Origin of the sequence: Rhodococcus sp. T7 (genome assembly GCF_009872365.1) — a bacterium.
GTDB lineage: Bacteria > Actinomycetota > Actinomycetes > Mycobacteriales > Mycobacteriaceae > Rhodococcus_F.
In genome coordinates this window covers 21109-44108 of sequence record NZ_WXYH01000336.1, presented here as the reverse complement: position 1 = coordinate 44108, position 23000 = coordinate 21109, and the positions used below count along the sequence as shown (strand labels likewise).

Sequence of the window (23000 nt, the reverse complement as noted above, 5' to 3'; positions counted from 1 at the left end):
AGTGATCGGTCGGTACCGGAGTCGCCGTACTGACTGGAGGTAGTTGTGGCGATCGATCTGTCCTATGCACCCGAGGTGACCGCACTCGTCGAGAAGACCGAGGCGTTCATCCGCGAAGTCGTGCTCCCCATCGAGGACGAGCACGGCGGCGACATCACCGCCGCCGGGGGCGACACCCTGCGCGTGCAGATGCAGAAGGCGGCGAAGGACGCCGGAATCTTCGCCCCGCACGCACCCGTCGAGTACGGCGGACACGGCCTGAACATGACCGATCGCGCGCCCGTCTTCGAGGCCGCCGGCTACTCGCTGTTCGGCCCGACGGCACTGAACATCGGCGCACCCGACGAGGGCAACGTCCACATGCTCGCGCACATCGCGAGCCCCGAGCAGAAGGAGCGGTTCCTCGCTCCGCTGGCGCACGGCGACATGCGGTCGGCGTTCGCCATGACCGAGCCGTCGCCCGGAGCCGGCTCCGACCCGTCCGCGCTGACCACGCGCGCCGAGAAGGTGCCGGGCGGGTGGAAGATCAACGGCCACAAGTACTTCATCACCGGAGCCGACGGCGCCGGATTCTTCATCATCTTCGCCCGCACGTCCGGTGTGCCCGGCGACCGCGGCGGCGCCACGATGTTCCTCACGCCGGCCGACGTGGAGGGACTGACGGTAGGGCGTCACATCGACACCCTCGACCGGGCAATGATCGGTGGGCACTGTGAGGTGTTCTTCGAGAATCTGTTCGTCCCCGACAGCGGGGTCCTCGGCGAGGTGGACCAGGGATTCGCCTACGCCCAGGTCCGGCTCGGACCCGCCCGGATGACGCACGTCATGCGCTGGCTGGGCGCCGCGCGCCGCGGCCACGACGTCGCCGTGGCGCACGTCGCGCAGCGGGACGGTTTCGGTGGCAAGCTGGGTGATCTCGGCATGGTCCAGAAGATGATCGCGGACAACGAGATCGACATCGCCGCCACCCGGGCGTTGCTGACGCGAGCCTGCTGGGAACTCGACCAGGGCGGCCACGCGAGCAACTCGACGTCCATCGCGAAGACCTACGCCGCCGAGGCGATCTTCCGGATCGTCGACAACTCCGTGCAGATGTGTGGCGGTCTCGGCGTGTCCGGCGACCTGCCCCTCGCCCGGCTGTCCCGCGAGGTGCGGCCGTTCCGCGTGTACGACGGCCCGTCCGAAGTGCACCGCTGGGCCATCGCCAAGCGCGTGGTGGGTGCCGCGAAGAAGGCCGCGCGGGAGGCCGGCGCATGAGCGAACACCGCGGGCTCGATCTCGTTGCTCTGCAGAAGTTCCTGTCCGATTCGAATGTCCCTCTGAATGGCGAGTTGCGTGCCGACCTGATCTCGGGCGGCAAGTCCAACCTCACGTACGCCATTCACGACGACTCCTCGCGGTGGGTGCTGCGAAGGCCGCCCACCGCGGGGCTCACACCCTCGGCGCACGACGTGGCCCGCGAGTTCCGCATCACGTCGGCGCTGCAGGGCACCGACGTACCGGTCGCCGCGACCGTCGCGTTGTGTGAGGACGACAGCGTCATGGGCGCGTCGTTCACCGTGGTGGAACACGTGACGGGCCAGGTGATCCGGACCAAGTCGGACCTCGATCCGCTGTCCGACGCGGACATCGACTCGTGTACCGACGAACTGGTCCGCGTGCTCGGCGCACTGCACAACGTCGACTACGACGCCGTCGGCCTGGGCGAACTCGGCCGTCCGGACGGGTACGTGGCGCGGCAGGTGAAGTTGTGGGCCAGTCAATGGGGGCGGGTGAAGACGACGGATTCCGCCGACGTCGACCGCCTGCATGCCGCGCTGGCCGAGTCGATCCCGCAGCAGTCGGAGTCGTCGATCGTGCACGGCGACTACCGCATCGACAACACGATCCTCGCGCCCGGTGACGTGAGCACCGTGGCGGCCGTCGTCGACTGGGAACTCTCCACCCTCGGTGACCCGCTCACCGACGTCGCCCTGATGTGCGTCTACCGGCATCCGGCTCTCGACCTGGTGCTCGGCGAACCCGCGGCGTGGACGAGCCCGCGACTGCCGTCGGCCGACGATCTCGCGCAGCGCTACACCGTGGCGTCGGGGCGTGAACTGGTGCACTGGAACTTCTACCTGGCGCTCGCGAACTTCAAGCTCGCCGTCATCGCCGAGGGCATCAACCACCGCTACCGGGCCGGTGCCACCGTCGGTGACGGTTTCGACAAGGCGGGCGACGCGGTGCCCGAATTCATCACAGCGGGCCTGCGCGCCCTGAAAGGACAGACGGTATGAGCCGCAGCGCACTGATCACCGGCGCCTCGCGGGGCATCGGACTCGGCATCGCCACCCGCCTCGCGGAGCAGGGGTACGGGCTGACGATCACGGCCCGCGACCGCGAGCGGCTCGACGCCGTGGCCGCCGACTTGCGGACCGCAGGCGCGAAGGACGTCGTCGTGGTCGCGGGGGACCTCGCAGACGAGGAATCGGCGGGACGGGTCGTCGAGGCGCACGCCGACGCCTTCGGTTCGCTCAACGCACTGGTACTCAATGCCGGGGTGGGCACCGCCGGCGCCATCGGCGAATTCCCCATGCGCCGATTCGACAAGAGCCTGGGCGTCAACCTGCGGGCGCCGTTCAGCCTGTTGCAGCAGTCGCTGCCGCTGCTCCGGACCGGTGCGGCGGAGAACCCGGGCCGCGGATCCAAGGTCGTCGCCCTGGCATCGATCACCGGCGTGTACGCCGAGGCGGGGCTCGCCGTCTACGGGGCGACCAAGGCCGCGCTGATCTCGCTCATCGAGACGCTGAACGTGGAGGAGTCCGGTAACGGGATCTCCGCGACCGCCCTGGCCCCGGCGTACGTCGACACCGACATGGCCGCGTGGACGCACGACACGATTCCGCCCGAGACGATGATCGAGGTGAACGACATCGTCGAACTCGTCGACGCCGTGCTGCGGCTGTCCTCGCGCGCGGTGGTCCCGAAGATCGTCGTCGGACGGGCCGGAACGGACGGCTACCGCGCCTAGTCCTCGTCCTCCTGCGCCTCGCCGCGCTTGCGGAAGAACTTGAACCCGGGGACGCCCTGGATCGCCTGACGCACCCCCTGGACCTCTTCGAGGAGCTGGTGGATCTCCGGCGACACGGTGTCGAGGGTCGCCAGGATGGGCAGGAGTCCCTCCATGCGCATCGTCAGCTCGGGCAGATGGTCCACCAACCCGATCGCGGCGTGAATCTCCTCCTCGGTGAGGTCGTCGACGAACCGCTGCGCGAGTGGGGCGGCCTTCGTCGCGAGCGGCTGGTACAGGTCGATCAGGGTCTGCGCCGACGCGGACGTGGTTCCTGCCGTGGCGACGACGGTGGCCGCCGCTTCCGCAACAGCGTTCGCCCGCGTCACCGCGATCTCGGCGCCGGTGCTGATCGCCTCGATGCGGGCGATCAGCACCTCGACCTGGTCCAGGAGGACGCCGATCCGGCCGGGAAGGGAGACGACGAGTTCAGCGGTGTCCGCCGACCATCGGGCGATTCCGGTGACGGTACGCACCAGGTCGCGGGTGCCGAGTTGTACGAGAGACATCGGCCCATCCTGCCTGATGGATTCGCACCTCACGTTTCGGTCGTGGCAGACGTCTACCTTTCAGAGGCCCGTACACCTGGAAGGATTGGCACCGTGAATGCCGACCGAGCAGCACACACTCTCATCGATTCGCCGATCGGCCCCCTGACGCTGGTGAGCGTCGACGGGGTGCTGAGCGGCATCTACATGGTCGAACACCGGCACCAGCCGAATCCCGCGACGTTCGGTGACCGCGATACCGCAGGGTTCGACGAGGCAACCACCCAGCTCACCGAATACTTCGACGGCCGGCGCACCGACTTCACCGTCGCGCTCGCCGCGCGGGGCACCCCGTTCCAGAAACGGGTGTGGGACGCTCTGCGCACCATCCCGTACGGCGACACGTGGACGTACGGGCAGCTGGCCGATTCGCTCGGGACACCGACCGCCGTTCGCGCGGTGGCGGCGGCGAACGGCAGAAATCCGATCAGCATCATCATCCCGTGCCACCGGGTGGTCGGGAGCAACGGCAGCCTGACGGGGTATGCGGGCGGTCTCGTTCGCAAACGGTTCCTGCTCGAACGCGAAGCGGAACGGGCGGGGCTCCGGCTGAGCCGATGACCCTGAAGCCGTTCGAAGACGTCGTGGCCGAGCACGGCCCGACGGTCCTGCGCGTCTGCCGGGCCGTGGTCGGTCCGGTGGACGCCGAGGACGCCTGGTCGGAGACGTTCATCGCCGCGATGCGCGCGTACCCCGACCTGAGTCCGGAGAGCAACGTCGAGGCGTGGTTGGTGACGATCGCGCACCGGAAGGCGCTCGACCACATCCGTGCACGTGACCGGAGGCCCGTTCCCACCGACGAACTGCCGGAGCAGACCACCGACCGCGGGCTTCCCGGCGGCCACGACCCGGAATTGTGGAAGGCGGTCGGCGCCCTGCCGATGAAGCAGCGGGCAGCGGTGGCGTATCACTACCTGGCCGGGCTGCCGTACACCGAGATCGCGGTGATCCTGGGCAACTCCCCGGCCGCGTCGCGGCGGGCGGCCGCGGACGGCGTTGCGGCGCTGCGCAAGACCCTCTCGATCTCTGTGAGTGGAGACATCACATGAACATGCCCGACATCGTCTATTCCCTGTACCCGTTGGACTCCCCGGTGGAGCAGAAACTGCGGGAGCGTCTCGCCGTCGCCGCCGCCGAAGCCGGGCTCCTCGACGTCGCGTACCGGACACTCGACACCCCGGTCGGTTCGCTGCTGCTCGCCGCCACCGATCGCGGGCTGGTGCGGGTCGCCTTCCCCAGCCAGGATCACGATGCCGTGCTGCAGACCCTCGCCGAGCAGATCAGTCCCCGGATCCTGCGGGCACCGGCCCGGCTCGACCGGGTCGCCCACGAGATCGACGAGTACTTCCTCGGCAGGCGCACGAGCTTCGACGTCCCGCTGGACTTCCGGCTGTCCAAGGGGTTCCGGCTCGAAGTGCTGCGCCATCTCCCCGACATCGACTACGGGCACACCGCCAGTTACGCGGCGGTCGCGGTCGCCGCGGGCAGTCCGAAAGCGGTGCGTGCGGTCGGCACCGCGTGCGCGCTCAATCCGTTGCCCGTCGTGGTGCCCTGCCACCGGGTGGTCCGCAGCGACGGCAGCATGGGCCAGTACGCCGGTGGGCCGGAGGCCAAGTCGATTCTGCTGACATTGGAGGCGGCGGCATGACCACCGTGACGCAACGCGTGAACGCTCTGGACTGGCCGACACTGCACGCCGAGACCGACACCGCGGGATGCGCGCAATCGGAGCAGATCCTGACCGCGGAGGAATGCGGGCAGATCGCGGACATGTACGAGGAGGCCGAACGTTTCCGGTCCACCGTCGACATGGCCCGGCACCGCTTCGGCTCGGGACAGTACCGGTACTTCGACTATCCGCTACCGGAAGTCGTGGCCGAACTCCGCGCCGCCTTCTACCCGAAACTGCTTCCCGTGGCACGGGACTGGGCGGTCAAGCTGAGGCAGCCGTCGCCGTGGCCGGACACCCTCGACGAATGGCTGGACCTGTGCCACGACGCAGGCCAGAAACGGGCGACGCCGATCCTGCTCAGCTACCGCGCGAACGACTGGAACGCCCTGCACCGCGACCTCTACGGCGACCTGGTGTTCCCGTTGCAGGTGGTGATCGGCCTCGACCGACCGGGGGTGGATCACGAGGGTGGCGAGTTCATGCTCGTCGAGCAGCGGCCCCGCGCCCAGTCGCGAGGCACGGTGACGACGCTGCGGCAGGGCCACGCGCTGATCTTCACCACCCGGGACCGGCCCGTGCGGTCGACCCGCGGTTGGTCGACGGGACCGGTACGGCACGGTGTCAGCACCATCAAACGCGGCACCCGCCGGACCCTCGGCCTGGTCCTGCACGACGCGGAGTGACCGTGATGTCCGCCTTGATACCCCGACCCCGGACCGTGGTGGCGCCCGGCGCCGTCCACGTCCCCGACTGGCTCACGCTGGAGGAGCAACGCCACCTGGTGGCCGAATGCCGGGGATGGGCCACCGCGCCGGTCCCGATGCGGGCCGCGCAACTGCCGACGGGGCACCGCATGTCGGTGCAGACGGTGTGCCTCGGCTGGCACTGGAAGCCGTATTCCTACTCGCGGACCGCTGAGGACGCGGGCGGTGGTCGCGTCGCGCCGGTGCCCGACTGGCTGATCGAACTCGGCCGGCGGGCGGTCGGCGAGGCCTACGGGGAGCCCGCCGACGGGTACACACCCGATGCCGCGCTGATCAACTTCTACGACGACGCCGCGAAGATGGGCATGCACCAGGACAAGGAGGAACGGTCGGACGCGCCGGTGGTGTCGTTGAGCATCGGCGACACGTGCACGTTCCGGTTCGGCAACACCGCCACCCGCACCAAGCCGTACACCGACGTCGAACTGCTGTCCGGCGACCTGTTCGTGTTCGGCGGCGAGTCCCGCTTCGCGTATCACGGAGTGCCGAAAGTGTTTCCCGGCACGAGTGATCCGAACTGCGGGTTGACCGCGGGGCGACTGAACATCACGCTACGGGTGACGGGTCTCGAGGACGGATGAGAGTGCAATTGCCGTATCATGGTCCGTTCACCCATGCACCGCTGTGGGGTGCGCTCCGCGCGCACACCGTGTCCGGGCTCGAGCGGCACGACCCCGACGGAACCCACACCCGGGTGGTGGACGGACCGCACGGGCCCGCGCTGGTGTCCGTTCTCGTGCGACCCGCCGACGGGTATGTCGAGGCGCACCTGACACCGGCGGACCCGGACGACGTCGAGGCGTTGATCGCGACGATCCGGCGCTGGCTCGACCTCGACGCGGATCCGCGGCCGATCGACGCCGCGCTGAGCCGGCACCCGCAACTTGCTCCGCTGGTGGCGCAACGGCCGGGACTGCGGCGCCTGGGCAGCGTGGACGGGTTCGAGACGGCGGTCTTGACCATTCTCGGGCAACAGGTTTCGCAGGCCGCTGCCCGGACGTTCGGCAGCCGCCTCGTGGCCGCGTACGGCCTTCCGGTCCACGACGGCTTCTTCGCGTTCCCCGAACCGGAGACGCTGGCGGCGCTCGCCCCCGAGCAGTTCCGCTCCACCCTCGGTCTCACCGGGGCCCGGGCCAGGACGGTGCTCGCACTCGCCGAGGCCGCGTCGAACGGACTGCGCATCGGCGCGGACACCGACCCGGCCGAGTTCCGGGCCGGTCTGCTCGCGCTGCCCGGTATCGGTCCGTGGACGGCGGACTATCTGACGGTGCGGGTACTGGGCGACCCGGACGCGTTCACACCCGACGACCTCGTGCTCAAACGGGCGCTCGGCGTCAAGACCGGCAGGCAGGCAGCAGAACTCGCCGAGGCGTGGCGTCCGTGGCGGGCGTACGCCCTGTTCCATCTGTGGACGGACGAAGCGTATTAGTCCTTGGCCTTCGCCAGCGCCGAAGGCCACCAGATCTTCTTGCCGATGTCGTGGGAGAGGGCCGGGACGAGGATGCTGCGCACGACGATCGTGTCGAGCAGCACGCCGAACGCGACCGCGAAGCCGACCTCGGCGAGGAACACCAGCGGCAGCACACCCAGCACCGCGAACGTCGCGGCGAGCACCACACCGGCCGATGTGATGACCCCACCGGTCACCGCCAGTCCGCGCAGCACACCGGATTTGGTGCCGTGTTCCTCGGTTTCCTCGCGGACCCGCGTCATCAGGAAGATGTTGTAGTCGATGCCGAGGGCCACGAGGAACACGAACGCGAACAGCGGGAACGCGGGATCCGCGTTCGCGAAATGGAAGACGTGGGTGAAGAAGAGCCCGCACACCCCGAGTGTGGCCGCGAACGACAACACCACGGTGGCGATGAGGATGATCGGGGTGAGCAACGCGCGGAGCAGGAGGGACAGCACGACGAATATGACGACGAGAACGATCGGGATGATCAGGTTCCGGTCGTGGACCGACGCCGTCTGCACATCGAGGGTCGTTGCCGTGCTGCCACCGACCAGCGCGTCGGCGCCGGGCACGGCGTGCGCGGCGTCCCGCAGTCGTGTCACCGTCTCGAGGGCTTCCGGGGAATCGTACGAGTCGGCGAGGGTCACGTTGACGACCATTCGACCGTCGATCGGTGCGGCGGTGAGGAAGTCGGGTGCGCACCCCTGCCCGGCCGCCGAGGCCACCGCCGCCGGGTTCGACTTGACGAGGGCGGACAGCTTCTCGACATCGACCTGCGGGCACACCGCGCCGGGGTCCGTCGACACGCCCTCCACGCCGCTCACGGCCGCGATGACGGCGTCCGTCTGGTCGGCGTTGGTGACGATGACGGCGGGCGCGCCGGCGCCCGGATCGAATTTGGAGTCGTACAACTCCTGGCCGACGACGGCGTCGGGCCGGTTGGTGAAGTTCTCCGAAGACGACAGCCCGTCCGTCTTCAGACTGCCGATACCGACCAGGAACAGCACGGCCAGCAGCACCGTCGTCCCGATCCAGAGGGAGCGGTCCTTGCTTCCGACCTGGGCGGCGATCTTGCCCCACAGGCCGTGCGTGGTGAGGTCGGCGGCCTGATCCACCTTGGGTTTCCGCGGCCAGAACACCCACCGTCCCGCCGCGGACAGTGCCGCCGGCAGGAACGTCATCATCACGAGATACGTGCACGCGATGCCGATCGCGGCGACCGGCCCGAGGCTCTTGTTGGAGTTCAGTTCGGAGAACGTCAGGCACAGCAGACCGAGGATGACGGTGACCGCCGACGCCGTGATGGCGGGAGCCGATTCCTTCCAGGCCTTGATCATGGCGTCGAACCGGCTGGGATAGAAATGCAGTTCTTCCCGATAGCGGGAGATCAGGAGCAGCGCATAGTCGGTGCCTGCCCCGATCACGAGGACGAACAGGATGCCCTGACTCTGCCCGGTGAGCGTGAGCACGTCGGCCTTGGCGAGGAAGTAGATGACCATCGACGCCAGACCGAGCGCGAGCAGAGCCGAGAAGAGCGGGAAGAACCACAGCACCGGGGAGCGGTACACCACCAGCAGGATCAGGACCACCACGAGCAGTGCGGCGCCCAGCAGTGCGCCGTCGAGTCCGGCGAACGCGTCGATGAACGCCACCAGCAGGCCGCCGGGACCGGCGGGGAGCACCTCGAGCCCGGTGGCCGCGTCCTTCGCGGCGGTGAGGACGTTCTCCTCGGTGGCCGCGAGCACGTCGCCGGCGACCGCCGTGCCGTCCTCCTTCGCGACGAGGGGAACGAAGATCGACGCCGTGGTGCCGTCCTCCGAGAACTGTGGCTGGGACATGCCTTCGGCGTCGACGCCGTCGACGGCCGCGATGGCGTCGTGCGCCTGCGCGACGGCGGCCTTGTCCTGTTCGGTGAGCGGTGCGTCGCCGTGGAACAGCACGAAACCGGGGATGGTTTCGACGGTGAGGAACTTGGACGCTTCGTTGGTGACGATCGTCGATTCGGCGGAACTCGACAGGTAGGCGGCGTTGTCGTTCTTCTGGACCTCGGTGAGCTTCCCCTGGAACGTCCCCCCGAATCCGCCCGCGAAGAACGCGACGATCGCGATGGCCACGATGGTGAACGCGGGCCAGCGAAATCTGCGCGACTTCTCGCCGCTCGTGCTCGAGTCCGTCGAATCCAACTTCGTCATGGGTTCTCCTTCGCCGCCCCCGCCAGCAGTGCGTCCCAGTACACCATGCCGGGCGCACCCGCGACACCGGAAACCTGCGCCCGTCAGGCCTCGTCGGAGGTTTCCGCGTAGCAGTCCCGCACCGCCACATCCATCGGAAACCGCACCCGTGTCTCGCCGAACAGCAACCGGGTGGCTACGTCGACCGCACCCAGAACGTGCCGCGTCGCCGACTCCGGGTCCCGGGTGTGGACCATCACCTCGTCGTGCTGGAAGAAGACCAGTTCGCTGTCCGGTTCGTCGGCCAGGCGGCGCCGCAGATCGGCGAGCACGCACAGCGCCCACTCGGATGCCGTGGCCTGCACCACGAAGTTTCGGGTGAACCGGCCGCGGGAACGCGCGTCGCCGTGCGACCAGAAGTCGGGGGACGGCGGTGGGCAGGCGCGACCGAGCCACGAGTGAACGACCTCGCCGCGTTCACCGGCGCGGGCCGCACGCTCCACGTATTCGACGGCGACGGGAAAGCGGGTGCGCAGCAGCGTGAGCAGCGAACGGGCCTCGCCGGCGGTGGCGCCGTACAGCACACCGAGGATCGCGACCTTGGCCTTGCCGCGGTCGCCGTCGAACGTCTCCGCCGCGACCGGTGCGTACAAGTCGTCGGCGCCCGCGGCGGCGACCATCCGGGCGTCACCCGACATGGCGGCCAGGATGCGCGGTTCGAGTTGGCCGGCGTCGGCGATGACGAACGTGTGACCCGGGTCGGCGATCACGCTCGACCGCAGCGGTTTCGGAATCTGCAGTGCGCCGCCGCCGCGGCTCGCCCAGCGGCCTGACACCACGCCGCCGGGAACGTAGACCGGGCGGAACCGGTCGTCGCGGACCCAGCTCTCCATCCATTGCCAGCCGTTCGTGCTGAACAGTTTGGACAGATCCCGATGGTGCAGCAGCAGCGGGACGGCGGGGTGATCGACCTCGCGCAGCAGGTGTTTGCGGGTCGACGCGAGTTCGATGCCCTCCCGGCGAAAGGCGTCGACGACCTCGACGTGGGACGCCGGGTTGATACGACGGCCGAACGCCGCCCCGATCTCCACGGTGACGTCCTGGATGCGCTGCGGCAGGTCGTACCCGGCGGGCCGGGGCCCGAGCGTCGTCTCGAGGAACGCGCGGTGGGCGGCGGTGGAGAACGGCAGACCGTCGAAACTCATCTCCGCGGCGGCCAGCGCTCCCGCGGACTCGGCGGCCACCAGCAGGTCGAGTTTCGCGTCGTCGCCGATCGTCTTCCGCTGTTCGGCGAAGTCGGTGACCACCTGCGCCGGATCCGTGGTGGGTGCGGTGTCGAACAGGCCGGGGCGTTCGTCGACGGGTTCGTCGGCCGGCGGCGCGGGAACACCGTCGCGCATGCTGAGGACGGCGTGGGTGAGCGCGAGGTCGTGGCAGCGCCGCACCCGCACCCCGGCCCGCAGCAGCGCCGGATAGACGGCGGCGGTGCTCGTCCACACCCAGCGGGGGTGCTCGGCGGCTTCGATGTCGCGGACCGCGGCCGCGGCGTCGGAGTGCCGACGCGGCGACTCGACCGGAACTCCCGAGGGATCGGTGCGAACGGTCGTCGCGCCACCGTCGGCGCCGGAAACCATGACCACTCTCACGGGCCCAGTCTGCTCTGCGCCACCGACAGGCGATAATCCGCCGCCGGACGGGGGTGAATCCGCAGGTCGGCACTACACTGAAACGCAGACGCTTCTCGCCGGAAGGAGGGGCATCCGATGGCAACCATCGAAGAGTTCGAGCAGACGGTGACCGACAAGGTGATCGCCGGACTGCACGACCGATTCGCCGACTACGAGCGCCGCGGAGTCGGACTCGCCGAACTCGGCGACCCCGATCGGTTCGTCGAGCGGATCCTGGCGGCGGTGCCCGCCCCGCATCCCTGGTACGAACAGTTCGGCACGGCCTGGTCGTCCGCGCCCGCGTGACTCACGCCCCGGCCGCTTCCACCGGTGCGGGTTCGGTCTGTGCCTTGTGGCGGCGGTGCAGACCCTTGCGGTCGTAGAACCGGGTGATGACGGCACCGAAGACGAGGCCGATGAGCAGGCCGGCGAGGGTCATCCACACGGCGTGAATGAGGCCGGCGTCGCCGGATGCGCCGAAGAACATGATGGCGCGCACCCCGATGTAGATCTGGTGCATCGGTTCGAACTCACCGAGCCACGCGTACAGCCGCGGCGCCGCCTCGAGCGGGATGGTGCCCCCGGACGAGGGGAGCGCCAGGACGACGAAGACCATCAGGTTGATGAGCAGGCCCAGGTTCCCGAACGCGGCCATCACCGACATCGCCGTGATGCCGACGGCGGCGATCGCGAACGCGCCGTACTCCCACAACGCGAGCGGATCGGTGATCGGCAACCCCAGGGCGGAGCTGATCCACAGGTACAGCCCCGACACGATCATCGCCAGCGCCACCATCACCGCCCACTTGATCAGCAGGGTGTTGAAACGGGAGATCGGGACCGCCTCGTTGTGCAGGTACAGCGGCCCGACCTCGGTCGGGGTGAATCCGAGCAGGCCGTCGATCAGGGTGCTCGCGATGGTTGCACCGGTGAATCCGGCGAGGACGATCAGGAGCGCGTAGTAGAACGCCGCCAGTCCGAAGCCGGTGCCGTCCGGCAATGGGTTGTGGGCCACGACCCGCACGTCGATGGGGTCGTCGAGCACGAGCCGGCTGGCCCCCGACAGCTGGAGGTCGGGGGCTGTCGCCTGGAGTTGCTGCGTGACCTGGGTGGTGAGCTGCTCGCCCATCGTCTGGTTGGCCTTGGCCATCGCCATCTCACCGATGTTCTGGACGAGGTTCGCGCTGATCGTGCCGGCGCGGGGGTTCGTGTAGATGGTGATCACGGGTCGCTCGACGTCCCCGGGGATCACGCTCGCCTGGGCGAGGATGAAGGTGCGTTTCGTGAAGTCGCTCGGGATGACGATGGCGCCGTAGATTTCCCCGTTGTCCAGTGCGGACTGGGCCTGTGCGATCCCGATCTGCCGCAGTTCGATCTTGTTCGGGTCGACGCCCTCGAGGAGGCCCGCGGTGATCTGGTTGCCGAAGTTCTGCTGCTGCGGCGGATCGGAGTTGGGCAGGGTGTCGCCCTCGTCCTGGTTGACGAGGGCGATGGGGAAGTGGTTGAGGTGCTTGGGGGGATTGAGCATGCCGCCCATGTAAAGCGCGGCGAGCAGGGACATGACGACGGAGACGAGGAGCACGGGAGCTATCCAGAACCGTGGTGTCCGCAGCACGCTCATCTTGCCGGTATCGCTGGTTTCGTGTGCCATGGCCCCTCGCGTCCTCCCGTGTCCGTGCCGACCCTGAGATCGACCAGCCCGGTCAAGCGTAGGCGGTGAGGCGGGAATTTCAGGGCCGAGTGGACGACCGGGCCGGTCGGGTCATCGCGCGGCGGTGACCTCGAACCAGGCGTCGAGCGTCGGCTCCCCGACGAGGTCGACGAGATCGACCTGCACACCGTCCGCCCGCCAGCGTTCGACCAGCGCCATCACGCGCACGGAGTCCATTCCCTCGTCGAGGAGGTTCGCGTCGTCGTCGATCTCGGTGACCGGGACGTCGAGGACGTCGGCGACGTCGGCGCGGATTCGGTCGCGGGTCGGAACTGTGCTGGGTGCGGAACTCACTGTCATCCTCCGGTGCGTCGGCCGGACGCGGCGCGTTGAGCCGGTTCGGTCACATGGGGTAGGTTGCTGGGTTAGTGAAGCCTAAGCATAGTTGCTCTCCGCGCGAACGGCGAACCGGAGAGCTGTTGCAACCGAATGTGAATGGATGACAATGGCTGGATTATCGCGATACGCAATCGACTTGACGCCTCTCCGGACGAGTCGCGAGTTCCGATACATCTTCATCGCCCGCACGATCTCCATCTTCGGTCTGGGTCTGCTGCTGGTGGCCGTGCCACTGCAGGTGTACGACATGACGAATTCCACACTGGCAGTAGGCGCGGCGAGCATCGTCGTGGGCTCCTCGGTGTTCGTCGGCACCCTGTTCGGCGGCGTGGTCGCCGACCGGTACGACCGCAGGCCGGTCATCTCGCTCGCCCGGGCTGCCGCGGGTGTGGCCTTCGCGATCCTCGCGGTCAACGCGTTCCTCCCCACACCCCAGTTGTGGATCATCTACCTGTGCGGCGTGATCGAGGGCCTCGCAGGCGGCATCTCCGCGACCGCACTGATGGCGGTGATCCCGTCGCTGCTGCCCAAGGACAAGATGGCCGCCGCCGGCGCCCTGATGACGGTGATGGCCGATCTCGGCACTGTCGCGTCGCCCGCCATCGGCGGTGTGATCATCGCTGCGACGTCCGTGGGCACCAACTACGTTCTCGCCGCGGTGTCCTCGGGGATCACCGCGTACTGCATCGCCAGGCTGCCGTCGCTGCCGCCGCCGGTCAAGAACACCGAGAGTCCGCTGCGGTCGATCGCCAGCGGTTTCACATACGCGGCCAAGGACTCCGTCGTCGGCGGGACGCTGCTGGTCGGCTTCTGCGCGATGATGCTGACCGGCTGGAACGTGCTGCTGCCCGCCTACGCGAGTCAGGTGCTGCACGCCGGACCGGCGGCCACCGGACTGCTCTACAGCGCTCCCGCCGTCGGCGCCCTCACCGGGTCGCTGACGAGCGGCTGGACGGGTACCGCTCGGCGCGGTGGCCTGATCGTGTTCCTCGCGGCCATGATCGCGTCGGCCGGGCTGATCGGCGTCGGCGCGGTCCCGATGATCGCGGTCACGTTCCTCGGTCTCGCCGCACACGGCTTCGGGCGTGTGCTCGGCGACATCCTCCGATATGCGGTCATTCAGACGGAGACCCCCGAGGAATACCGCGGACGCGTCGCCGGTGTGTGGGGCGCCCAGATCTCCACCGGCTCGGCTGCCGGAGCGCTCGTCGCGGGCGCCGTCGGCGCCGCGGTGGGACCGCGGGAGGCGTTCCTCCTCTACGGAGCCGGCGGCATCGTGGTGCTGGCGGTTCTCGCGGTGGCGTTGAGGGGACTGCGCACCTACAGCAGTGCCGCTGCCGAAGAGGACGACCTCTCGGCAGCGGCACAGTGACGCTGTCAGGTGGGAACTAGCTGGCCTGAGCGTTGTTCGCGGCCTGCGACAACTGCGGGAGCAGCTTGTCCAGCAGCCACGGCACGCTGAGCACGTTCGGCGAGCTCGACGCGAACACCAGCGGCGGATCGGTCAGACCCACGTAGGCGTTGTCGCGCACGGCCTTCACGCCGGCGAACAGCGGGTTCGACTGGACCTCGTTCTGCAGTTCGGGCGAGAGGTACCAGGCGAGCAGCACATCCGGGTTGTACGTCGGCAGCAGTTCCATGCTGACCGGAGCGGCGAACTTGGTCTGGTCACTGCTCTCTCGCAACTTCTGGGCGAGCGGGTCGACCGTGAAACCGAGGCTAGCCAGCATCTTCAGGCGAGGATCGGTGTCGAAGTAGAAGTTGTACGACCCCGGCTCGGTGCCGCTGCCGAAGGCCACCGTCTTGCCGGCGAACTCGGGGTGCTGCGACTTCGCCTGCGCGAGCGTGTCCTGCGTCTGCGTCACCAGCGCCTCGGCCTGTGCCGACCGGCCGAGGGCCTTGCCGACGGTGGTGATCTGGTCTTCCCAGCTGGTCGCCCAGCGACGCTCCGGGTACGCCACGGTGGGGGCGATCGCCGACAGCTTGTCGAACTGCTCCTGGTTCACACCGGAGTGCACGGCCAGGATCACGTCGGGGGCGAGTGCCGCGATCTGCTCGTACGGCATCTCCTTGCTCGACGCCGTCAGCAACGCGGGTTCCGCGTTCGGATCGAGCTCTTCGAGCTTCGCGCGCGACCACGGCAGCAGGCCGTCGTCGGTTCCGGTGTCCGACTTCATGTTCTGCACGGCGACGGGCACGACGCCGAGCGACAGCGCCGCGTCCTCGCTGCCCCAGCCGATCGTGACGACGCGTTCCGGTGCCTCCGGGATCTCGGCGGTGCCGAGCGCCGACGGAATCGACACGGGGAAGGCCGACGCGTCGGCCTGTCCGGTGGCGGATCCCGCCGCGTCGGTCGAGTCGGACGTCGACTCGCTGCAGGCACCCGCGAACAGCGCGGTTGCCGCCATCATCACGATTCCGGCTCTACGCCAGTATCTTCCGGACGTTTTCATCGATCTCCCTGTTCTTTGTTGATGGGGTTCATGGGCGAGCCGAACGAGGCGAGTGCCTCGTTCACGACGGAACCGACTTCGCCGATCCAACGCGGCTGAGTCATGTCCTTGTGCTCGCAGTCGAGGTCGTGGTTGACGATGGTCCCGGTCAGGTAGGGCCGCCACAGGTCGTACGTCGCCGCGGTCGGAGGATTCCTGGCCGCGGTGAAGAACAGCATGTCGGAGTCCACGACGATCTGTGAGGGTTCGGATTCGAGGCGCACGGCGTTCGCGAAGTTGTCGATCATCGCGGCCGGTGTGTGCTCGTTGATCCCGGCGAGGGCACTGCCCTCGCCGCGCAGGATGTCGATCACCTGCTGCCGGTCGAGTCCGTCTGCAAGAAGCGGTTCGGGGTCGTAGCCGACCATGTACAGCAGTGCGGCGAGCGCGTCCTGCTCCGTCGGCATCGACGCCCATGCATCCGACGGGAAGGAGTCGAGCATGACGAGCATGCCGAGTTCCTCGCCCTGGTTCTGCAGCGCGCCCGCGATGGCATGCGCGACGACGCCGCCCAGTGACCATCCGAGGAGGTGGTACGGGCCCGTCGGCTGCACGGTCCGCATGTGCTCGATGTATTCGGCGGCCATGTCCTCGAGCGTTTCCGGCGGCCGCTTGGACGTCGACAGGTTGGACGCCTGCACGCCGTACAGCGGGTAGTCGTCGTCGATGTGACGCAGCAGACCCGAATAACCCCAGCTGATCCCGCCGGCGGGGTGGAAGCAGAACACCGGTGGCCGGAAGCCCTCGGTGCGGAACGGAAGCAGCACGGCCAGGGCGTCGGCGTCGTGATCGTCGTCGAGGCGCCCCGCCAGCTGGGCCACGGTCGGTGCCGCGAACAGTGACGCCACCGTCGCGGTGACGGACAGGCGGGAGGAGATCGCGCTCATCAAACCGGCCGCCATCAGCGAGTGGCCACCGAGGTCGAAGAAGCTGTCGTCGATGCCGACCCGCTCGATACCGAGGGCCTCCGCGAACAAATGGCACAGCACCTCTTCACGGGCCGTGCGCGGCCCCCGCTCGGACACCTGCAGGGACAGGTGCGGAACGGGGAGCGACGACTGGTCCAGCTTGCCGTTGGGGAGGGTCGGGAACTCGTCGACGGCGATGAACGCGGCCGGGATCATGTAGTCCGGCAACCGGCTGGCGGCGCGGCGGTGCAGCTGGTCGGGGTCGATCCGGCCGCCCGGCACCGACGTGGCGTACGCGACCAGCCGCTGATCGCCCGGCCGGTCCTCGCGGACCACGACGACGATGTGCTCGACGTCCGGGTCACCGGACAGCACGGCCTCGATCTCGTTGAGCTCGATGCGGAATCCGCGCACCTTGACCTGTGAGTCGGCGCGGCCGGTGAAGTAGATCTGACCATCGCGGCCCCACCACACCACGTCCGACGTCCGGTACATCCGACTGCCCGGCGCCGCGAACGGGTCGGCGACGAACCGCTCCGCCGTCTTGGGGCTCTGATTGCGGTATCCCCGGGTGACGCTAACACCCGCGAGATACAGCTCGCCGGACACCCCCGGGGGCACCGGCCGCAGCGCGTGGTCCAGGACGTACGCGTGCTTGCCCGGATCGACGACGCCGATGGGGACGGGACCTTCGTGCCCCGGTTCGACGAGGGCCAGGGTGGCGTTGACCGTGCACTCTGTGGGCCCGTACGCGTTGAACAGCCGGCGGCCGGGTGCGTACCGCTCGATCAGCTGCGGAGTGAGCTTCTCGGCGCCGAGCATCAGGTCGACGCCGTCCGGGATGGGGTGTTCCGGCGGGAACGCGGCGGCGAAAGACGGTGGTACACCCACGAAGTTCACGTCGTGTTCGGTGATGACCCGGGCGAGCGGCTCACCGGGGATGCGGTCGGCGTCCGTCGAGACCACCAGCGTTCCCCCCGACAGCAGTCCCCACATGATCTGCCAGAACGCGAGGTCGAAGCTGATGGACGAGAAGTGCAGCGCCCGCGTGCGGTGGTCCATGCCGATCACGTCGGACTGCAGTGACAGCAGGTCCGCGATGCCGAGGTGGGGGACGACGACGCCCTTGGGGACTCCCGTCGAACCGGACGTGTAGATGAGGTACGCGGCGTCGTCGAGTTGCAGCGGCCTGCTGCGGTCGGCGTCCGTGGGGGTGCTGACGGGCTGGGTGCCCAGCAGCGACTGCAGGTCCGGATCGTCCAGGTCGAGGATGGGCACGCCGGTGCCGAGCGGGGTGCGGTCGGGCACCCCGACGGACGAGGTGAGGATCGCGACCGGGGCGCCGTCGGTGAGCATGTGCGCGATCCGGTCGGCCGGGTACGTGGGGTCGACGGGAAGATATGCGGCACCGCTCTTCAGCACGGCGAGAACACTGATGATCAGCTCGGCGGACCGGTCGAGGGCGATCGCGACCACGTCGCCGGGGCCTGCGCCCCGCGAGATCAGCAGGTGCGCAATCCGGTTCGCGCGTTCGTCCAGCTGCCGGTAGGTCAGCGAAACGGCGGGCCGCACGCTCGATCCGACGGCGAGGGCCTCGGAGTCGGGGGTGCGGGCCACCTGCTCCGAGAAGTACTCGTCGAACGTGCGGGCGGGGATGGAGTGCTCCGAGTGGGACCACTCGCCGAGCACCCGATCCCGCTCCTGCGGGGTCAGGATGTCGAGCAGACCGATCCGCTGCTCGTGATTCGCGACGAGTCGCTCGATCACCACGGCGAGGCGGTCGGCGAGGGATTCGACCGTTGCGGTGTCGAAGAGTTCGGTGGAGTACTCGAACGTGACGTCGACGCCGCCGCTGTCCGGACGTTCCTGAAAGCGCAGCGCCAGATCGAATTTCGCGGACGTCGCGTCGAGCATCCGCGCGGACGCGGTCGTCCCGTCGAATCGCTCCGTCGTGCCGTCCTGCTTCCAATGCGAGAGCATCACCTGGAACAGCGGGTGGCGCGCCGACGACCGTGGGGGATTGACGAGTTCCACGATGCGGTTGAACGGCACGTCGGCGTGGTCGACGGCGTCGAGGTCGACGGCCCGGACCCGGTCCAGCAGCTGGTCGAAGGTCGGGTCGCCCGAGACGTCGGTCCGCAGGACCACCGTGTTGATGAAGCAGCCCACCATGGCGTCGAGGTCGGGGTGACTGCGACCGGCGACGGGCACACCGAGGGCGATGTCCTCTCCGGCGCCGAGCCTTTCGAGGAGCACGGCCACCGCGGCGTGGACGATCATGAAGAAGCTCGCGCGCCGCTCGGTGGCCAGCGCATCGACAGCCGCGTGCAGCGACGGTGACAGCGTGCGGTGGACGCTCGCGCCGCGATTCGTGGGCAGGGCCGGTCGCGGGCGGTCGGTGCGCCAGCCCAGTTCGAGCGGCAGGCCGGCGAGTTGCTCACGCCAGTAGTCGAGCTGGCCGGTCAGCAACGGGGTCGCGTCCTCCGGTCCCGCGCCGATGCGTTCGCGCTGCCACACGGCGACGTCCGGGTACTGCAACGGCAGCGGCGTGAACGCCGGTGCCCGCCCGGCGCGGCGGGTGTTGTACGCGAACGCGAGATCGTCCAGCAGCTTCGACTGCGACCATTCGTCGCCGATGATGTGGTGCATCAACAGGACCAGCGTGTGCTGAGGTTCGTACAGCACGGCCCGCAGCGGCGGCTGCTCGGTGAGTCCGAGGCCCACCGTCGTCATCGCCGAGATGTGCCCCTCGATGTTGCCGACGTTGTCGACACGCTCGAGCCGGACCTTCGCGTCCCCGGCGGGAAGCACCACCTGGTGGGGCACCGCGTCGACAAGGGGGAACACCGTCCGCAGCGACTGGTGTCGGGTCACGACGTCCGCGAGAGCCGCGGACAGGGCACCGGGTTCGAGGCCGTCCCCGAAATCGACGGCCAGCGCCAGCAGGTACGTCCCGCCGCCGGCCGCGCTGTCGAGGAACCACAGGCGTTCCTGCGCGGGGGACAACGGCACCGGCGTGCCCTCGGGGAGGTCCCGCGGGGACGGCCTGCTCGCCTGCACCCGCTCGCCGGCGTCCTCGAGTCGCGCGGCCACCGCGACCGCGGCTACGGTGGGATTTTCGAAGACCGTCGCGACCCGCAGCGGCACACCGAGTTCCGCGGTGATCGCCGACACGAGGGCGGCGGCGAGGAGGGAGTTCCCGCCCAGCGCGAAGAAGTCGTCGTGGACGCCGACCTGCTCGGCGCCGAGGATCGAGGTGAACAGCGGGAGGATCCGGGCCTCGGTGCCGGTGCGGGGTGTGTCGCCGGACCGTCCGAGCCACCGGGGGGCGGGCAGCGCGTCCTTGTCGACCTTGCCGTTGTGGGTCAACGGCAACCGGTCGAGCATCACCAGCGCGGACGGCGTCATGTACCCGGGAAGCGAGCGGACGAGGTGCGCTCGCACGTCCTCCTCGACCGCGTCGGGTGCGCTGCCCGGACGGGGAACGACGTACCCGACGATCCGCTGGTCGCCGCCGGCCTGTTCGTGCACCGTCGCGACCGCCGCCTGCACGTCGGGAACCGTGGTCATCGCGGTGGTGATCTCCCCGAGTTCGACACGGTAACCGCGTAATTGGATCTGGTCGTCGATCCGGCCGTGGTAGTGGAGGGTGCCGGTCGCGTCGTACCGGGCGAGGTCGCCGGTCCGGTACATGCACGCCCCGGTCGAGGCGAACGGGTCGGCGACGAAGCGCGCCGACGTCAGGTCGGGACGTCCGAGGTAGCCGGGGGACAGTCCGGGCCCGGAGACGTAGATCTCGCCGGTGACGCCGGGCGGCACCGGGCGCAGTCCCGGCCCGAGAACGTACGTGCACAGGTCGCCGAGCGGCACCCCGATGTCCACGACGTCGGCGGCGGTGACCCTCGTGGCGGTGACGTGGACGGTGGTCTCGGTGATGCCGTACATGTTGACCAGGGCCGTCTCCGCATCCGGACCCGAGGCGGCGAACCAGGCGCGTAGGACGGCCGGATCGAGGGTTTCACCGCCGAATACGACGTACCGCAGTCGCAGCCGGTCGAACGAGTCCGCACGAACCAGAGCGTCGACGAGGTGCCCGAACGCGGACGGCGTCTGGTTCAGGACGGTGACACCCTCGTCGACGAGAACGGCGGCGAGGTCGGCCGGTGACGTGAGGGTGGTCTCGTCGACCGTGACGAGGCGGCCGCCGTGCAGCAGCGCACCCCAGATCTCCCACACGGAGAAATCGAACGCATACGAGTGCAGCAGCGGCCAGCAGTCGTCCTCCGTGAACGTGAACCATTCCCGGGACACGTCGAACAGCCGCATCACGTTGCGGTGCGGAATCGGAACGCCCTTGGGCACACCCGTGGATCCGGACGTGTAGATGATGTACGCGATGTCGTCGGCGCGCACCGGGTTTTCGAGGTCCCCGGCGCCGGACTGCGGCGCGCCCTCCTCGACGCGGGGGAGGTCGCCGAGCAGATCGGCGGATCCGATGCCCAGCGTCGGCTGCGCATCTCGCAGGATGAACCGGGCACGCTCGGCCGGGGAGGACGGATCGATCGGCAGGTAGGTCGCGCCGCTGCGGAGAATCGCGAGGACGGCGACGATCAGACCGGTGCCGCGGGGGAGGCTGACGGCCACGACCGTGCCGCGTCCGGCACCCGCCGACCTCAGCCGACGGGCAAGGGCGGCACTGCGATCCGAGAGTTCCCGGTACGTCAGTTCGTTCACCGCGACGCGGTCCGCGTGGATGCGCACCTGCGCGAGGAAGGCGGAGACGAGGCTGTCGGGAAGTGCCGCTGCGGCCGCGCGCCGGTCGAGCCCGGCCGCCGACCGCCACAGGTGCAGCTCGTCCGGGGCACAGACGTCCACGACTGTGACGGGTTCCGTTGCGACGGAGACGGTCCGGAGGTAGTGCGCGAAGCGGTGTGCATGGTTCCGGATCTCGACGTCCGTGTAGACCTCGGGGTTTCCGGCCCATTCGAGCGTGAGTTCGTCGCCGGCGCCGGAGACGGAGATCACCACGTCCTCCACCGGACCGGTGGCGAGTTGGTGTACGGATCCGGAGGTGGGGCCGAAAGCGATTCTGGCGGCGAACGGTTTGACGTTCACCACCGCACCGCCGGTGACGCGGCTCCCGGCGTCCCGGACGCGCTGGAACGGGCGGGTGTCGGACAGGGCTGCCGCCACCCGGTCGATCACGTCGGCGAACGTCGGCCGTGCGTCGAGGGGAATGCGGAGCGGCACGATGTTCGTGGCCGTGACGGGCGACGCCAGCTCGATTCCGTTGCGGGCGAGCACCGGAACCCGGAGCGTCACCTCCTCGGCTCCCGTGCAGGCGCCCAGGTACGCGGCGGCAGCCGCGTACACCGCTTCGGCCCAGGTGGTCGCCTGCGCGGTGGCGGCGTCGCGCAGGCTCTGCGCGACCTCGGGGTCGATCGGGATAGTGCACCGATGGGGATCGGGGGCCGGCCGGCGCACCGTGTCACTGAATCCGACCGGACGCGACGCGGCAGGCGGCGCGCTGTCGGGGGCCGCGGCGTCGAACTCGTGTGCCGCCCGGACGTGCTCGCGCAGCGGCGGGAACTTGGCCGGTCGGGGTTCGGTGCCCGCGAGCCGGGCCGCGTACAGCGCCGCCACACGGCGGGTGAGCAGCGAATACCCGTACGCGTCCAGCAACGCGTGCGGGGCGCGGAGGTACCAGATCGCACCGGATTCGGCCGTGATGAGTGCCGTGCGCACGAGGGGAGCGGTGTCGAAGTCGAGTGGCCGTCGCACGTCCTCGCGCATCCACTCGAGGGCCGCGGCCCTGTCGAGATCGAGACGCTCCAGTTCGGGTGCGTGATGCCGATCGTGCACCTGGATCACATCGGCCGAATCGGCGTCTGCTCCGCCCCCGAATCGGATCGAGAGGACGTCGGCCTCCTCGATCACCGTGGGTATCGCCGCCGCGAGAGCGTCGAGGTCGACGGGGGCCGCGACCTCCACGTATTCGGCTGTCGTGAACGCCGACCGGGTCGGGTCCAGATGGTGCCCGGCCCACAGTTCGCGCTGGGCGGCGGTCAGGCTGACGCCGGTGTCCGCCCCGGTCTGCAGGGTGGACGGCGACGATATCGAAAGGGACATCTGACAGGCGCTCCTGATGCTTTCGGCTTTCGGCATTCGGGCTTGGGGCTTTCGGGCGTTCAGCCACTCAGCATGTCAGGTTAGCCTAACC

Annotated in this window: 18 protein-coding genes; 11 read left to right on the top strand and 7 right to left on the bottom strand. The window is 69.1% G+C overall.

The window, feature by feature from the left end:
• Nucleotides 1-45 precede the first annotated feature (45 nt).
• From MLGJGCBP_RS30825 to MLGJGCBP_RS30815, 3 genes are read left to right on the top strand one after another with little or no spacing between them, the layout of a single operon-like run.
• Nucleotides 46-1257: an acyl-CoA dehydrogenase family protein gene (locus tag MLGJGCBP_RS30825; RefSeq protein WP_160100422.1), complete on the top strand. Its 1212-nt coding sequence runs from the start codon at nucleotides 46-48 to the stop codon at nucleotides 1255-1257.
• Nucleotides 1254-2279: a phosphotransferase family protein gene (locus tag MLGJGCBP_RS30820; protein ID WP_160100420.1), complete on the top strand. Its 1026-nt coding sequence runs from the start codon at nucleotides 1254-1256 to the stop codon at nucleotides 2277-2279. The genes MLGJGCBP_RS30825 and MLGJGCBP_RS30820 overlap by 4 nt, the downstream gene beginning before the upstream one ends.
• Nucleotides 2276-3013, top strand: coding sequence for an SDR family NAD(P)-dependent oxidoreductase (locus tag MLGJGCBP_RS30815; RefSeq protein WP_160100418.1), 738 nt, complete (start codon nucleotides 2276-2278; stop codon nucleotides 3011-3013). The genes MLGJGCBP_RS30820 and MLGJGCBP_RS30815 overlap by 4 nt, the downstream gene beginning before the upstream one ends.
• Here the strand turns inward: MLGJGCBP_RS30815 and MLGJGCBP_RS30810 are convergent.
• Nucleotides 3010-3561 carry a ribulose 1,5-bisphosphate carboxylase large subunit gene (locus MLGJGCBP_RS30810; protein ID WP_160100416.1) on the bottom strand — a complete coding sequence of 184 codons (552 nt, stop codon included), beginning with the start codon at nucleotides 3559-3561 and terminating at the stop codon, nucleotides 3010-3012. The two genes, MLGJGCBP_RS30815 and MLGJGCBP_RS30810, sit on opposite strands and share 4 nt — an antisense overlap.
• Nucleotides 3562-3654: 93 nt before the next feature.
• Between MLGJGCBP_RS30810 and MLGJGCBP_RS30805 the strand changes: the two genes are divergently transcribed.
• The 6 genes from MLGJGCBP_RS30805 to MLGJGCBP_RS30780 are packed head-to-tail and all read left to right on the top strand — an operon-like array spanning nucleotide 3655 to nucleotide 7465.
• Nucleotides 3655-4161, top strand: coding sequence for a methylated-DNA--[protein]-cysteine S-methyltransferase (locus MLGJGCBP_RS30805; RefSeq protein ID WP_160100414.1), 507 nt, complete (start codon nucleotides 3655-3657; stop codon nucleotides 4159-4161).
• Complete coding sequence (locus MLGJGCBP_RS30800; RefSeq protein ID WP_160100412.1) at nucleotides 4158-4649, top strand: RNA polymerase sigma factor; 492 nt, start codon at nucleotides 4158-4160, stop codon at nucleotides 4647-4649. The genes MLGJGCBP_RS30805 and MLGJGCBP_RS30800 overlap by 4 nt, the downstream gene beginning before the upstream one ends.
• Entirely contained in the window at nucleotides 4646-5248 is a 603-nt protein-coding gene (locus MLGJGCBP_RS30795) for a methylated-DNA--[protein]-cysteine S-methyltransferase (protein ID WP_087559124.1), read from the top strand. Before MLGJGCBP_RS30800 ends, MLGJGCBP_RS30795 begins: the two co-directional genes overlap by 4 nt.
• Nucleotides 5245-5955, top strand: coding sequence for a 2OG-Fe(II) oxygenase (locus MLGJGCBP_RS30790; RefSeq protein ID WP_160100410.1), 711 nt, complete (start codon nucleotides 5245-5247; stop codon nucleotides 5953-5955). Before MLGJGCBP_RS30795 ends, MLGJGCBP_RS30790 begins: the two co-directional genes overlap by 4 nt.
• Nucleotides 5956-5960: 5 nt before the next feature.
• The gene (locus MLGJGCBP_RS30785; protein WP_160100408.1) at nucleotides 5961-6617 is read left to right on the top strand and encodes an alpha-ketoglutarate-dependent dioxygenase AlkB family protein; all 657 of its coding nucleotides are present in this window, start codon (nucleotides 5961-5963) and stop codon (nucleotides 6615-6617) included.
• Entirely contained in the window at nucleotides 6614-7465 is an 852-nt protein-coding gene (locus tag MLGJGCBP_RS30780) for a DNA-3-methyladenine glycosylase family protein (protein WP_160100406.1), read from the top strand. The genes MLGJGCBP_RS30785 and MLGJGCBP_RS30780 overlap by 4 nt, the downstream gene beginning before the upstream one ends.
• Here MLGJGCBP_RS30780 and MLGJGCBP_RS30775 read toward each other — a convergent pair.
• Together MLGJGCBP_RS30775 and MLGJGCBP_RS30770 are read right to left on the bottom strand one after the other, a co-directional pair.
• A complete protein-coding gene (locus tag MLGJGCBP_RS30775; RefSeq protein WP_160100404.1) occupies nucleotides 7462-9684 on the bottom strand; it encodes an MMPL family transporter in 2223 nt (740 codons plus the stop codon). The two genes, MLGJGCBP_RS30780 and MLGJGCBP_RS30775, sit on opposite strands and share 4 nt — an antisense overlap.
• A gap of 83 nt (nucleotides 9685-9767) precedes the next feature.
• A complete protein-coding gene (locus MLGJGCBP_RS30770) occupies nucleotides 9768-11309 on the bottom strand; it encodes a bifunctional 3'-5' exonuclease/DNA polymerase (RefSeq protein ID WP_160100402.1) in 1542 nt (513 codons plus the stop codon).
• Nucleotides 11310-11426: 117 nt separating this feature from the next.
• On the opposite strand from MLGJGCBP_RS30770, the gene MLGJGCBP_RS30765 reads away from it, so the two are divergent.
• A complete protein-coding gene (locus MLGJGCBP_RS30765) occupies nucleotides 11427-11636 on the top strand; it encodes a hypothetical protein (RefSeq protein WP_061697828.1) in 210 nt (69 codons plus the stop codon).
• A gap of 1 nt (nucleotide 11637) precedes the next feature.
• Here MLGJGCBP_RS30765 and MLGJGCBP_RS30760 read toward each other — a convergent pair whose 3' ends face one another.
• Nucleotides 11638-12981: a YhgE/Pip domain-containing protein gene (locus MLGJGCBP_RS30760; RefSeq protein ID WP_160100400.1), complete on the bottom strand. Its 1344-nt coding sequence runs from the start codon at nucleotides 12979-12981 to the stop codon at nucleotides 11638-11640.
• 111 nt (nucleotides 12982-13092) lie between these two features.
• Nucleotides 13093-13341 carry a phosphopantetheine-binding protein gene (locus MLGJGCBP_RS30755; RefSeq protein WP_160100398.1) on the bottom strand — a complete coding sequence of 83 codons (249 nt, stop codon included), beginning with the start codon at nucleotides 13339-13341 and terminating at the stop codon, nucleotides 13093-13095.
• Nucleotides 13342-13486: 145 nt separating this feature from the next.
• On the opposite strand from MLGJGCBP_RS30755, the gene entS reads away from it, so the two are divergent.
• Nucleotides 13487-14752 (top strand): enterobactin transporter EntS, encoded by a 1266-nt coding sequence (gene entS / locus MLGJGCBP_RS30750; protein WP_160100396.1) that lies wholly within the window; start codon nucleotides 13487-13489, stop codon nucleotides 14750-14752.
• A 16-nt stretch (nucleotides 14753-14768) separates the two neighbouring features.
• Here entS and MLGJGCBP_RS30745 read toward each other — a convergent pair whose 3' ends face one another.
• Both MLGJGCBP_RS30745 and MLGJGCBP_RS30740 read right to left on the bottom strand, forming a co-directional pair.
• Nucleotides 14769-15833: an iron-siderophore ABC transporter substrate-binding protein gene (locus tag MLGJGCBP_RS30745; RefSeq protein WP_160100394.1), complete on the bottom strand. Its 1065-nt coding sequence runs from the start codon at nucleotides 15831-15833 to the stop codon at nucleotides 14769-14771.
• Nucleotides 15830-22909, bottom strand: a complete 7080-nt coding sequence (locus MLGJGCBP_RS30740; RefSeq protein WP_160100392.1) for an amino acid adenylation domain-containing protein — start codon at nucleotides 22907-22909, stop codon at nucleotides 15830-15832. Before MLGJGCBP_RS30740 ends, MLGJGCBP_RS30745 begins: the two co-directional genes overlap by 4 nt.
• Nucleotides 22910-23000 lie beyond the last annotated feature (91 nt).